Source organism: Secundilactobacillus paracollinoides (assembly GCF_001702155.1).
GTDB classification, from domain to species: Bacteria; Bacillota; Bacilli; order Lactobacillales; family Lactobacillaceae; genus Secundilactobacillus; species Secundilactobacillus paracollinoides.
The window spans coordinates 351,294-364,891 of sequence record NZ_CP014912.1 but is presented as its reverse complement, the minus strand read 5'-3'; the positions used below and the strand labels follow the sequence as shown (position 1 = coordinate 364,891).

The window sequence follows — 13,598 nt, the reverse complement described above, 5'->3', positions numbered from 1 at the left end:
ACTGGTAGAATTTGACGTCGCGGTATTTTTCAGAAACCCCCATAATGAGGCCCGTAATCAATTGAAGGGGGTCTCAATGATGAAACTTTTGAAAAATGTTAAGTTCTTGGCAATCGTTGCGGTACTTGTTATTGGCGTTGGGTTTGCCTGGTTCAAGCTCGGTGTGCAACCGACACAGGCTGCTAGCACTAAGGTGAGTGGTCACGAGCCGTTAAACGTCCTAGTAATCGGGACAACTGATAATGGCAAAACGCAGTCAAGCATGACACTCGTTTCGCTGAATCCGAAGAAACAAGAAACGCTGTTAACCCAGATTCCAAATAACGAGGAAACAACGATCCGCGGGTATAAGAACTATGCGCTGATGCCGTTATCAACCGCTTTTGATGCTGGCGGCGCAACCACAGCAGTGCAGACAGTGCGCGATTTAATGCACGTGTCAGTGGATGGCGCCGTTGTCACAACTCAGAAAACGGCAACTAACCTAGCGAAAGTTGGGGCTTTAAACGTGTTAAAGGATAACACCAGCACGAGTTTCTCAACGCGTCAGCTTAAGACCATCACCAGCGACTATCTCGCAGCAACGAGAACGGTTAAGACACAACGGTTAACGGGTGCCAAGAGGGTTGCTAACGGGCAGACCTTGTCACTTGCAACGCCGACTGACTTAACCCACGTTCAAAAGGCCATTTCAGCGACCCTTAAGTAATCGCAAAAAACCACTCCTCTTATACGCTGGGAGTGGTTTTTGTTAGATGAGTCACATGGCATTAATTGCTGAACGGTTTCACTACGCTGCGATACTTGTAATCGACATCATGGGTAGTAAAATGTCATAATTGGTGTCATTATCAGGCATGGTATACTAATGGCAACTTAAAACAAAGGACGTGACTACTTTTGGCACAAAAGAGTTTAGCTGATTATGAAAAGGATATTCCAGCAGTGGCAGATCTACTGAAGGATGATGAGACTTTATTTAAGTTCTTCAACGACCTCACCCCAGGTTACCAACGAGAATGGGCCAGATTCATTTTTGGCGCCAAGGCTGAGGCAACGAAGGAACGACATATTGAACAAATGAAAATCGTTTTTCGGGCTGGGTTTAAGTCAAAGCGGGCCTATGATTCGCAAAAGTAAGCGCGTTGAGAGAACCGTCCCTTGCCTTCCGAAGGGTATTTCCATTGTTAAGTAATTCAAAGGAGGGCTTTGATGTCGTTTTGTTCCACCGACACCATAGCATGCAATGCCGGCCGGCACGACTACGCCACGATACTTGTAATCGTCAGCATTGATGGTAAGCCTTTATAAGTGGTGTCATGGAGGCTGTTAATTAATCGGCACGGGCAATTTGCACATCATTAAAAGCATTGCTGTCAATGGGCTTAATGGCAGTCGAGGGCGGATTCTTTGCAAACTAGGTTTAACGCCATGGTAATGCTTAACTAGTGGTAACAAGCAAGCTTAACGTCAGTGAAATGGAGTAATTTGGCACGGTGCTGTGGTGTCGACATCAGTTAGCGACCGTTCTTTGGTCGGTTACTGATGTGCGAGTCGATGGAGATCCATTCGAGAGCTGCGCAGCAGAAATCGAATTAGCTTCATCGCGAGCCACTTCAGCGCCGTGCCAAATTGCGGAATGAAACGGAATATCACCTAACATTGGAAAGACTCCCTCTGAATCGCGTTTCGGCAGGTAGCCAAGAAAGCAATCAACGTAAACTAAAACACAAAAGAACGCACATCAACCGGAATTGTTTCCCGAGTTAATGTGCGTTTTATCTGCTTAATCAACGGCCCGCTGGCTTCTAGCCCGCAACGCATAAAGAATCGTCACGGTATCCACGACTTCCTGTAGCAGTGCCCCAACAATGGTTGGAATGACACCGAAGCTGGCAATCAGCATCAGAATCGTACAGATTGCGATGCCAATCAAAACAGATTGACGGGCAATCTTCATGGTATAGCGGGCAATCGTTGTTGCGGTAACGACCCGGCTGAGGTCATCCTTCATGATCACAGCATCCGCGGATTCGCTGGCCGCCGTAGCACCACTAGCGCCCATCGCGAGCCCGACGTCCGCCGTGACCAGCGACGGCGCATCGTTCACGCCGTCACCGACCATGGCAACGGGGCGTTGCACTGGTGACAGTGTGGCCAGGACCTTGATCTTATCCTCCGGCAGGCAGTCCGCATGCACCTCATCGATGCCAACAGCCTTGGCGATTTTTTCAGCAATTGGCTGGCGGTCGCCGGAAATCATGACTAAGTTTCGAATGCCAAGTTGATGCAATCCCGACATCGTTTGTCTGGCCTCGGGTCGTAATTCATCCGCAAATTCAATTCGGCCCAAATAGTGATCATCAGCTGAAACGTAAACGGCGGTCACCGCTGATTTTGTGATCGAATTAGCCGGCATCACAAAGTCGGCCTTACCCGCCTTGACCAGCCGACCATTGACGGTGGCCTGAACACCGCCACCAGTGACTTCAGTCAACGCAGTGGCACTTGGTAACGTGTCCGGAGCAGCCGCGACGATGGCGCGTGCCAAAATATGATTGGACTGCTGTTCGGTGGTTGCGGCCAATGTTAACAGCTCAGCAGCCGTCGTTTCCGGTTCGGGCAGAACGGCTGTGACGGTCAAATTACCCTTGGTGATCGTGCCCGTTTTATCAAACGCCACCGTTTTTACTTTGGCCAGCTTTTCGAGCGTGGTCCCAGTTTTGACGATGATCCCGCTCTGACTTGCGCGACTCATCCCCGCCACCAACGCAATTGGTGCGGCTAAAATCAGCGGGCAGGGTGAGGCGACCACCAGTACCTGCGCAAATCGCACCGGATCGCCTGAAACGATCCATCCCGTACCAGCAATCACGTAGGCCAGAATGGTAAATGGCACGGCGTAACGGTCCGCCATTCGAACGAAGTGGGCGGGCTGGGCCTCCGCTTGTTTAACGAGTTGGATGATACTTTGATACTGGCTATCCTTGGCCTGCCGATCCGCCACGAATTCAAAGGCGGCGTCACCGTTGACTGCACCAGACATCACTGATTCGCCGGCACGCTTATCGATTGGGCGAGACTCGCCGGTAAGTGACGATTCATCCAGGGTCGCCGTGCCCTTTAACAAGGTGCCGTCAACAGGGACGACCTCACCTGGTTTGACCAGCAGATGGTCGCCGATCTGCACGTCATCAACGGGAATTTCCCGAGTCGTTTCACCGAGTAAATGGGCAGTTTGCGGCGAGTTTTCGAGGAGCTGTTTCAAATCCGAGTTCGCCTTACTAGCGGCGTAATCTTCCAGAGCGTCGCCACCGGTGAGCATCAGGAGGACGATAAGGGCGGCCCGGTATTCGCCGATGGCTAGCGTGGCGATCACAGCAGTTATGGCCAGCAGATCCACGCCGAATTTGCCTGACCGCAACGTTTTGACCATGTCGATGAACATCAGGAGTGCGATCAGCGAGCCAAGGACTGTAACTAATACCTGAGCAATCCCGTTTTGGTGCGCGCCAAATTCCAGACCGAAGGCAACCACTGCCACGATGAGCACCAGCCAGAGCCGTTTATAATTTGCGAGTTTTTGCATGAAACCACCTCCAGTAAACCAATTGTTTCCTGTCTTAATTATCTCGTGAAACCCGATTCAGGTCGAGACAACTGCTCAACAATGCCAACTTTAGGTAATGCGTAAATGTGTTTTCGGAATAACAGTTGGCCAAGACCTTGAGAAACCATTTCGTTTGGCGCGGTATCTGACGGGTGACTGGAATATCGGGTATAATAGCATCGATACTGTAAAAGAGGAGAACAACAATGCCGACTGTACTAGTGATCGAAGACGAGCCAGGGATGGCCGCCTACTTAAAAACTGAATTACAATTTGAAGACTATAGCGTGCTGCTGGCCTACGATGGGCTGGAAGGGCTGCAGGTCTACGAAGACAACGCCCAGGTCGATGTGATCTTACTGGACTGGATGTTGCCTAAAATGGACGGCCTTGGCGTGCTGCGGCGCATCCGGCAGACCGATGACGTGCCGATCATTATGATGACTGCCCGGGATTACGTGAGCGATAAAGTGGCGGGCCTGGACTACGGCGCGGATGATTACATTACTAAACCATTTAAAATGGAAGAGCTGCTGGCGCGGATTCGGGTGGTGCTGCGACGCGGCCACGAACGCGCAACTTATCAGGTCAACGACATTCAACTGGACACTAAGGCGCATTCAGCCGTCAAAAATGGGACGTTTATCCAACTAAGTCAGCGTGAGTATACGCTGTTGTTGACGCTGATCAAAAACGTGAATCAGGTCGTCAGCCGCGATGAGCTGCTGGACCAAGTCTGGGGCACCGACTACACTGGCGGCACTAATATTTTGGACGTGTACATTCGCCATCTGCGCGAGAAGATCGATGACGACGATAGCGACGTGATCCAGACTGTGCGCGGGATCGGGTACACCATGAGGACGGCAGGCAATGACAACTAAGGCAAAATCCTATACCAGCGCTTCTCGTTTCACCCGGGTCTACGCCATTATGATTATCGTGATCGTGATGCTGACGAGTTTGTCGATTCTCACCGTCGTGGGGTACCGCTTGCTGGATGATAAACGAGATTACAGCACTGATGTCATTCAAACGTTAAAGAACGCCACGACGAATGGTGACGTCAAGTGGCGGTTTTGGGAGTCAAACTACGATGTCAATACGAACTCAACGTTTGTGGCAGTCCGAACCACCAGCAACGGGACCACACTGTTTCACCACGTCACAAAGGGTACCAGGACGCTCACCAGCCACCCGTTGCACGCACTGACTCGGAGCGGCCCAACGAGGGTCTGGGCTGTACTTTAAAGCGACAGCAACGCGCCGCGCGACCGTCCACGGCCAGCCAGTGACGGTACACTACACCGTTTGGCAGAGCCTTGATCGCGTCGTGCGGATGTTTGTCATTATTATTGAACTTGTGATCATTATTTTGATTTTAAGTCTCGTCATTGGTGTCTGGATCATTTCACAATTATCGAAGCGCCTCAACCAACCCTTGACCGCATTGACCGACTCGACGCAAGACCTGATTCAAAAGCCCAAGCAGTCGTACCACGAAACATTGACTGTACCAACGAACCCGGAGGAAGTTCAGGAACTTGGCGACGTGTTTAATACGCTGCTCGGGTCGTTAAACGATACGATCTTGAAAAACCAACAATTCATTTCGGACGCCTCCCACGAATTGCGAACCCCGATTGCTGTCATTTTAGGGCACACAGAGCTGCTTGAAAAACACGCCGCCGACCACCCGGAAATTATTCAGGAATCCGTGGGTTATATTGATGATGAAGCCCACCAGATGCAGGAATTGGTGACGAGTTTACTGGCGCTGTCCCGCTCCACAAAAGCTGAAGCTGAGTTGACCACGGTTGACGTTGTGCCAATTATTCGAACGGTGGTTGCGCAATACCAGCAAGGACAACAGGTGGTGATGCAGCTACCAGAAAAGTTGCTGATTCACGCTAATGCTGGGCAAGTCCAGCAAATCTTGACCGCGCTTATCGATAATGCGCGTAAGTATTCATCGGTTGAAACGCAGGTTACGGTGAGCGCAAAGTGAGAATCCGAAAACACGGTTGCCATTACTGTTGCCGACCATGGCATTGGTATTAGTGACGCGGATAAGGCAAAAATTTTTGACCGGTTTTACCGCGCCGACCAGTCCCGCTCCAAACAGGTGGCGGGGTATGGCATCGGGCTTGCAATCGTCAGACAGTTGGTTGAATTGAATGACGCAACCGTTGATGTGAAGGATAATCAGCCAGCTGGGAGTTGTTTTGTGATTCGGTTTAAGAGTGTGTAGCAAGGCGGTTTGAGGGCGGAGCGTAAGCTGACTCTGGCAGAAAATCCCGGGCCTGGATTTTTTGCCAGAGTCGGCTTACGCAGTAGCCCTCAGCCTTGCGAAACACGTTTAGTCTCGAGGCTAATAGATAACGTGTCGAAAAGGTAGGCTCTGGATTGTGGTCTTCATTTTTAAAGTGGTTACTGATTACGATTTTTAAATTTTACATTGCGGAAACGTGTTCCGAAGGGCTGAAGGCTACTGCCCTCAAAACGCCTTTCTCCACACTCTTAAAGATTTTCAGAAACCCTTAATAAACCATACGTAGCGCCGTTGTTCGAAAAAAATTACACTTATTTGTGTGATTTTTAAAACAACGGCGCGTTTTTGCGTAGTTATAAGGGTAAGGGTGAAAGTTATGAATAATCGAATGGATCGGCATCGCCAACACAAGCGTGGCCGGTGGATCGCACTTGGTGTCGTTATTGCCTGTCTCTTGGGCATCTTTTACGGGTTGAATACCATCTACCGCTCCGTCAGCAGCAGTTTATCTGATTCTTACACGAAAATTCATGAGAAGGGTGGTCGGCCGGCTGACGCCATCATCCGCAAGGGTCAGCCGATCTCAATCCTGTTGATGGGGACTGATACTGGGGCCTTAGACCGGACCGATAAAGGGCGCACAGATACCATGATGCTCATTACCGTTAGCAAAACGAAGGGCATTCATCTCGTGTCGATTCCACGGGACACGATGATCGCCATTCCCGGGTTGGAGTCGACGTTCCCGCAGAAGATCAACTCGGTATACACGTTTACTAACGTCAGTGATACCATGTCAACAATTTCGAAGTATCTGAATGTGCCGGTGGACTACTTTGCGCTCGTGAACATGGGCGGCCTGGAAAAATTAGTGGCTCAGATCGGCGGGATTACAGTGAAATCGCCATTGTCGTTTACCTTCAGTACGGATACGTCCCACGAGACTGGTAAGAATCTTTACCAATTTTATAAGGGGAAGACGACCTTTAGGTATGCGAAGGATGGCGTTCACTTTAAGACCTACCATAAAATGAATGGGAAGGCGGCGTTAGCCTTTACGCGGATGCGCTATGAAGATCCGCGTGGTGATTACGGACGTACTGAGCGTCAGCGGCTGGTGATTGCACAGCTCGTCAAACAGGCAAAGAACCCGGCGCTGTTACTGAATAAGACCTTCATGAGCTCGATCTCAAAGAATTTGCGCACCAATCTGACCACCAAGGATATGTTGAGCCTAGCTACTGAGTACTACAATCCTAAAAAGAAGGTCAAGGCCATTTCTGTAAACGAAACGAGCTTGTGGTACGAGGGCATCTCCTTTCAAGTGATGCCGCGACTGGAGCAACAACGCGTCACAAATGAACTGCGTAGTGACCTTTCCTTGACTCACGCCACGACTGGTCCGGTATTAGCTGGAAATCCTGATAAATTTACAATTCCGCAAGCGGTCAGTCAGGTATTGTATGCCAATACTTCTAGCAACTCACAAGCGGCAACCAGTAACTGACAGCCGATGACATGCGCGTTCATCCGAGTTCTTTCTAGTTTTCCCTTTCAAAACAGCACGTTAAACGCTATAATGGATTAATTTGTAAGTGCATATACGTGTATCGTCGGGCGCATTGGTCAAAACAGAAAGTTGGAAATGCTTCATGTATCGTTTCTTTGTACAACCCCAGGTCAACCGGTTCAAACAGTCAATCGTGGGTTATGAGACCCTCATTCGCGAATCTCGCGATGGTCGCTGGCAGTTACCAAAAGACTTTTCAGCCATATCATTGGCGTGTCAATTGACACTGCTTCAACGTTGCGTTGACACGTTAAGACTGAAATCACACTACCTCGGCTTTAATTTAAACCGGACGCAGATTCAGGACCCCGAAGTTGTTCAGCACCTGATTCACTTTCAGCAACGGGCATTTCCTGTTCGACTTGTCGTTGAATTGACCGAAGAAGTGTGCGGATCACCAAAGGACGCGGCGTGCGTTTTGGACCGTATCAGAACGTTACACGAGGGCGGGGTGCAAGTGAGTTTAGATGACGTCGGGACTGGCGAAAACCAGTTTAGCGCTATCAGCCCACTGTTGCCGTATGTATCAGAATTGAAGTTGGCCATGCAAAATTTCCGTCATGATAACAACGCAGATGCAATTCCAAAAGCGCTGCATGATTGGCGGCAGATCAGTGCTGACAATGGCTTACGATTTGTCATTGAGGGTGTCGAAACACAGGCTGACCAGCAGATGTTGGATGACCTCAACATTGGGTTACGCCAGGGGTATTATTATGGAAAACCGCATCTGTTGTTTTATCGCGGTGAACTGAATCGTACCAGTCGAATTGAGAAAAATGCCTAACCGGCACAGAAAAAAAGCTTCAGTTACTGCGCATTTACGCTGTAACTGAAGCTTTTTGTCATGGTTGGGGATTTCTAGCGACCATTAACAGTTTTTATGATTAGTCATTTGTTTCTTTTTTGCGAAGACCGAGCAGGCCCAAGAAGCCAGTTAAAACGATCATGGCCAAACCAAGAATGGATGCTTCACTGGTTTCATGTTCGTTCGTTTGTGGCAGCGTCTTAGCTGATTGTCCAGCGGCTGCATTGTTTTGACCAAGTGTACCAGTAGCGGTTGTGTCCGCAGCCGTTGAGGTTGATGTTAAATCAGCCCCAGTTTGGGCATTAGCGGATGTGCCTGCCTGCGTAGTACCGTTGTTGGTGCTTGCAGCAACTAAGTCGTTTGCGCCACTCGTTGTGACATCACTGGTGCCTTCACCTGAAGTCGTTCCAGTGGTGCCAGTACTTGTCGTTCCAGTTGCCGTATCACCAGCCGTAGCAGTTGAAACATCAGATGATGTCCCAGTCGTGCCAGTTTGTGTGCCGGTCGTGCTACCCGTGGTTGTGCCAGTTGTGGATGACCCGTTATCCCCAGTTGATGTACCAGTGGAAGACGAGCCATTGTCACCCGTAGTTGTACCAGAGCCGCCGCCTTGTTGCGCAGCTGCAGCAGCGACACTAACTGCAATGTGGTAGTTTTGTAAGGCTTCATCGTAGGCTGCTTGTGCGGCTGTGTAGGCTGAAGTGGCGTTTGTCAGTGCAGTATTAGCGGCATCAGCTGCGGCTTGGGCGTCTGTAATTGCTTGCGCCTGTTGGCCTAAGGTTGCTAACTGTTGTTGCAGTGTTGTCAATTCTTGCTGGGCCGTTGATGCGGTCTGGCCGTCAGCAACCAATTTGTCGGTGGCGGTATCGAGCGCTGTTTGAGCAGTCGTCAACGCGTCAGCCTTGTCCGCTGCGGTTTGCTGAAGCGGTGTGAGGGCGTTTTGCGCGTCCGTTAACGTTTGTTGATCAGTGGCAAGTTACGTTTGAGCTGCTTGTAGACTGGTCAAGGCGTTTTGTGCGTTGGTTAACGTTTGTTCATCATCAGCCACTTTTTGCGTTTGGGTGGCTAAGAGATCTTCATCGGCAGCCAACTCTGACTTTACTTGGTTCAAGGTGTTTGTCACATCGGTGAGATAGGTTTGCGTGGTTGTTAAAAGATCCTTGGCATTAGCGATTTGATCCGAAGGCGTTGTTGGATCAGCTAGTAAAGCTGTCAAATTCGCTGTTTGTGAGGCGACACTGGCTGCTGCAGTATTAACCGTGGTCGTTCCGTTAGCAACCTGTGCTTCCATGGTTGTGACATTGTTTTGTGCCGTGATTTTATTAGCTGTATCCGTGGCCAATTGCTGATTGGCATAAGTCACCTCGTCAGCAACTGAGTCATCAGGATCCAAATTCGTGACGGTCGTTTGGTCACTGTCGACAGTGGCTTGTGCCTGATCCACAACTGCTTGTTGTGCGGCAACAGCGTCGTCAGCCGCAGTTTTGTCAGCGGTAGCTGAATCAACGGTAGTTTGGGCGTTGGCAACGTCGGTCCGGTCTGTAGCGACCTGGGCGTTATCAGCGTCGGTCGTAGCCGTTTGGTTGTCCACTTCAGTTTGAACCTGCGAAATGTGATCCGAGGTTGCGCCAGCACCAGCGGATTCGGCGTTGGTTAGCGCAGTGTCGGCATCACTTGCGGCCGTGCTGGCATGAGAGTAGTTACTTTGAGCGGTTGCCAAATTGTCAGCAGCCGTTGAAACTGCCTGCTGGGCACTGGCCACACTTGTTGTCGATGTGGCTGTTGATGACTCTGTGGATGCTGATGACGTAGGCGTCGTCGTTTCAGCATCGGCGTGAACCGTTGTTGTGGTCGTCGCAGTGTATCCCAAAACACCAAATGCGGCGAGGAGCATTGCATTTTTTGCAGATACAATCGTTGGTTTCTTTTTCATATTCCCATCCTCCAAATAGTAGAATTCCCCAATTAGAGTATAACGCGGGTAAGTGTTGAATAACAATACATCCAGCTTGAAAAGTGACGATTGTCTCAAAAATAGTTAGACAAATCAACTAATAGTGTTATCGAAAATTGTTGCAAACCGATGCAGACTGTCACTTTCTGGACTACTGGCTTGATTCTGCGCCTGACAGCCGATAAAATGAGAGCGGTGAAGAATCATTGCGGCATGACTATAGAAGGAAGCGATAGAATGGGACAACCAATTGTGACCCTCATTACGGGGGCAGATAAGGGGATTGGCTTTCAAACGGCAACTGAACTTGGACGACGCGGTCAGGTGATCATCATCGGCGCCAGAAATGCGCAGAAGGGGCAGGCAGCTGTTGACCGGTTGAAGAATAATGGGATCGAAGCCAGTTTTGTGCAACTCGATGTCACCAGCCAGTCAGAGATCACGCAAGCGGCCGTCTCCATTAATGACCGGTACGGCTATCTCAGCGTGTTGATCAACAATGCCGGGGTTGCGATGGATAATCACCAGGCAGCTTCGGACATGCCGACCGCCATCATGCGCAAGGACTTTGACGTGAATTTCTTCGGTCTTGTTGACGTGACGCAAGCCATGTTGCCGTTACTGAAAAAGGCTGACAGTGCGCGGATCATCAACGTGTCCAGCAACATGGGCTCGCTGACGATGGCGTCAGATCCTGAGTCGCAGTTTTACGGTGTGAATTCCCTTGGCTATTAAGCGTCAAAGGCGGCCGTTAACTTTGCCACCATCAGTTTCAGCAAGGAATTGATCGATACGCACATTACCGTCAATTCCGTTAACCCAGGCTGGATCGCTACTGAATTTGGCGGTCGTCCCAGTGATGCACCAACCCCAGCTGGGATGCAGTCGGTTGCCGAAGGGGCTGCTCAGATCATCAAGGCTGCGAGCGACCCTGAGTTTACGCAAAATAGTAGTTTTACAGAAAATGACGGCCCACTGCCTTGGTAGGGTGGCCGGTTAAATAGCTGTTTAAGAAACGTTAAGCACTGGATGACCAATTCGGGCTTAACGTTTTTTGTTGTGGATCAAGCGACGATGACGACAGACTCGGGGAGATGTGGGAAAATTCAATCAGAAAATTTTATAAATTTTAGCGCCATCTCATCTTGATTATTGGACGATTATATTTAAAATGAGCAATAAGACGAATGTTATCCAACGGAAAACGATTTCAATTCTATTAAATTGGCATAATCTGTTCAAAATTTACTGGATTTATGGTAAATTAATTATAAATACACATTTCGTGATTTATGTTGTATAACGGTGGCCAGAAATTCTCTGTAAGTACTCCTCAGAACTTCGACCGTTATGCCGGGTCCTTAAGGAGGGGATTCATGATGATTACCGGTTTGACTGCAGATAGTTTCTTTACCCAGTTAACCCTCTTAATCTTCGCCATATTTTTCGTTTCGGGTATTATGATTGGTTATTCTCGTACCTGGCATCTGTTAGAAACGAACAACGGACTGACCGAGCAGCAACAAAATGCCATTCGATTAGGATTACCGTTAGTCGTATGGCTCTTAGGGGGCGTGCTGTGTTTGGCAGGCTTATTTTCGAGCGCCAACACACACATGTACACAAGCATTGGCGTGTTTCTCATTGCGTTCCCGATTTTAGATACACAACTGAAAACGCCTGGCTATCTGGCACGGTGTGCGGTGCTGTTTATCGTCTGGGAAGTGGGGCATATCCAGAATCTGTTCTCCGTGCAAAATATCCTAGTCAGTCTTGGCTTACTAGGCCTGTTTTACTTGATCCGGACGCATAAAATGGCTGTGCGATACCGATTTTGGACGTGCATGGCAGCGGGACTCTACGTTGCGCTGGGCTTTTGGCTGACGTATCCTGGTATACCGATCACTGATATTAATCTCTGGTTCAGTATTGGGTTGTACATGGTTATGACGGCCATTACTTGCGGGTATTGGATCATCCAAAAGAGCCAGGATATGGTGAGCCCGAAAAATAAGGGTGATCAGGATATCACGCCAACGACGCTCTATGCTTCATATGAACGTGATGTCAACAGTCTATTTGATGCCAACCGTGGCAGCAAGACCTCAATGACCATCGCTATCATTGACATTGACCGGTTTACAGACATCAACGATCGGTTTGGTCGCCGGGGTGCCAATGCCATTTTGGCAGATTTTGAAGCACTGTTGCAACAAGTTCTTCAACAATATAGTACGGCTTACCATTTGTTCCGGTCTGGCGGTGAAGAGTTCAATGCCATCTTCACCAACGCCACGCCGGTGGATACTGCGCCGATTCTGTTGGACTGCTGGGATACCGTGCGGACACACGAATTTTACTACCAAGAGCATGAAGTTGACCTGACGATTTCCGTTGGGGTGACGGCAGTTCAAACAGTGGATGAATCGGTTGAAGATACTTATAAACGCGCAACGAAGAGTTTGAATCAAAGCAAACGCGTTGGCCGCGATGCCATCACTGTTGAAGGTGTGGATCAGCACGCGCGCCGGGCCACTAACTGGTACCCAACGTACCGTTACTTTGTGCAGCCCATCGTCAATGCAAGTCAGTCAGACCACCCATTATTGTTAAACGAAATGCTGTTGCGTGAGTTTGATCGTAATCGTTGGCGCCTACCGGAAAGCTTTGAAATTCCGGTCACCACGCAGATCAGTCTGATCAAGCAGGTGCTCAATCATAACGACTGTCGAGGCGTTAATATCAACCTGACAGCGAAGCAATTCTCCGACCCAGAAATTGCGAAAGCACTCGTTCATTTTAAAAAACATGAACCGCGAATCGATGAATTCGTGGTCGAAATTATGGATGCGCCGACGAGTGAGATCGTCGAAAATATCAGTCACATTTATGCCGCCGGCGGCATCAAACTATACTTGGACGATGTTGGGTCCGATAACAGTTATGAACTGGTGTTGGATATGTTTAAGTATATCGATGGCATCAAATTTGCTATTCAAAACCTCAGAAAGACCAATGCTCCTGACCAACTGTTGGAAAGAATTGGTTTTTGGAAAAATATTGCCAACCAAAACAACCTAGAATTCGTCCTAGAAGGTGTCGAAACAAATGACGAATCTCAGTATTCTGTCGACCACTATGGCATCTTCAGACAGCAAGGCTACTATTTTGCGAAGCCGTCGTTGCCAGAAGAAGAGAGTGTGAAGTAAGGCGGTTTAGGGGCGGTGTGTAACGGACTCTGACCCAAAAGTCCAGGCCTGACTTTTGGGTCAGAGTCCGTTACACGTTAGCCCCGTGCCTTGCTGAACACGTTTAGTCTCGAGGCTAATAGAAAGAGCTCTGAAAAGCCCGAGCCTGACTTTTTGGTCAGCACCCGTAACACTT

General features: G+C 49.3%; 12 protein-coding genes and 1 pseudogene. 10 read left to right on the top strand and 3 right to left on the bottom strand.

Going from position 1 to position 13,598, the window contains the following annotated elements; translation table 11 throughout:
- The first annotated feature begins 76 nt into the window (after positions 1-76).
- Both AYR61_RS01440 and AYR61_RS01435 read left to right on the top strand, forming a co-directional pair.
- Positions 77-709 (top strand): LCP family protein, encoded by a 633-nt coding sequence (locus AYR61_RS01440; protein ID WP_156319256.1) that lies wholly within the window; start codon positions 77-79, stop codon positions 707-709.
- Positions 710-900: 191 nt separating this feature from the next.
- The gene (locus AYR61_RS01435; RefSeq protein ID WP_054708912.1) at positions 901-1,140 is read left to right on the top strand and encodes a YdeI/OmpD-associated family protein; all 240 of its coding nucleotides are present in this window, start codon (positions 901-903) and stop codon (positions 1,138-1,140) included.
- Between the two features lie 646 nt (positions 1,141-1,786).
- On the opposite strand, the gene AYR61_RS01430 is transcribed toward AYR61_RS01435, so the two are convergent.
- On the bottom strand, positions 1,787-3,589 hold the full coding sequence (locus tag AYR61_RS01430; RefSeq protein ID WP_065901206.1) for a heavy metal translocating P-type ATPase: 1,803 nt from the start codon (positions 3,587-3,589) through the stop codon (positions 1,787-1,789).
- Positions 3,590-3,816: 227 nt separating this feature from the next.
- Here AYR61_RS01430 and AYR61_RS01425 point away from each other — a divergent pair, with 227 nt between their 5' ends.
- The 6 genes from AYR61_RS01425 (at position 3,817) to AYR61_RS01410 (ending at position 8,239) form a co-directional block, all read left to right on the top strand.
- Positions 3,817-4,494 carry a response regulator transcription factor gene (locus tag AYR61_RS01425; protein WP_054708906.1) on the top strand — a complete coding sequence of 226 codons (678 nt, stop codon included), beginning with the start codon at positions 3,817-3,819 and terminating at the stop codon, positions 4,492-4,494.
- Positions 4,484-4,861, top strand: coding sequence for a hypothetical protein (locus AYR61_RS14780; RefSeq protein ID WP_054708903.1), 378 nt, complete (start codon positions 4,484-4,486; stop codon positions 4,859-4,861). The genes AYR61_RS01425 and AYR61_RS14780 overlap by 11 nt, the downstream gene beginning before the upstream one ends.
- A gap of 40 nt (positions 4,862-4,901) precedes the next feature.
- Positions 4,902-5,618: a sensor histidine kinase gene (locus tag AYR61_RS14775; RefSeq protein WP_156770447.1), complete on the top strand. Its 717-nt coding sequence runs from the start codon at positions 4,902-4,904 to the stop codon at positions 5,616-5,618.
- A 21-nt stretch (positions 5,619-5,639) separates the two neighbouring features.
- A complete protein-coding gene (locus AYR61_RS15815; protein WP_083215444.1) occupies positions 5,640-5,861 on the top strand; it encodes an ATP-binding protein in 222 nt (73 codons plus the stop codon).
- A 397-nt stretch (positions 5,862-6,258) separates the two neighbouring features.
- A complete protein-coding gene (locus AYR61_RS01415) occupies positions 6,259-7,389 on the top strand; it encodes an LCP family protein (protein ID WP_065901200.1) in 1,131 nt (376 codons plus the stop codon).
- Between the two features lie 145 nt (positions 7,390-7,534).
- On the top strand, positions 7,535-8,239 hold the full coding sequence (locus AYR61_RS01410) for an EAL domain-containing protein (RefSeq protein WP_065901199.1): 705 nt from the start codon (positions 7,535-7,537) through the stop codon (positions 8,237-8,239).
- A gap of 100 nt (positions 8,240-8,339) precedes the next feature.
- Here AYR61_RS01410 and AYR61_RS01405 read toward each other — a convergent pair whose 3' ends face one another.
- Positions 8,340-9,152 carry an LPXTG cell wall anchor domain-containing protein gene (locus tag AYR61_RS01405; protein ID WP_065901193.1) on the bottom strand — a complete coding sequence of 271 codons (813 nt, stop codon included), beginning with the start codon at positions 9,150-9,152 and terminating at the stop codon, positions 8,340-8,342.
- An 84-nt stretch (positions 9,153-9,236) separates the two neighbouring features.
- Entirely contained in the window at positions 9,237-10,193 is a 957-nt protein-coding gene (locus tag AYR61_RS01400) for a hypothetical protein (protein ID WP_065901192.1), read from the bottom strand.
- A gap of 258 nt (positions 10,194-10,451) precedes the next feature.
- Here AYR61_RS01400 and AYR61_RS01395 point away from each other — a divergent pair.
- Both AYR61_RS01395 and AYR61_RS01390 read left to right on the top strand, forming a co-directional pair.
- Positions 10,452-11,201, top strand: a pseudogene (locus AYR61_RS01395) (SDR family NAD(P)-dependent oxidoreductase).
- Between the two features lie 389 nt (positions 11,202-11,590).
- Positions 11,591-13,423 (top strand): diguanylate cyclase, encoded by a 1,833-nt coding sequence (locus AYR61_RS01390; RefSeq protein WP_065901190.1) that lies wholly within the window; start codon positions 11,591-11,593, stop codon positions 13,421-13,423.
- The last annotated feature ends 175 nt before the right edge of the window (positions 13,424-13,598 follow it).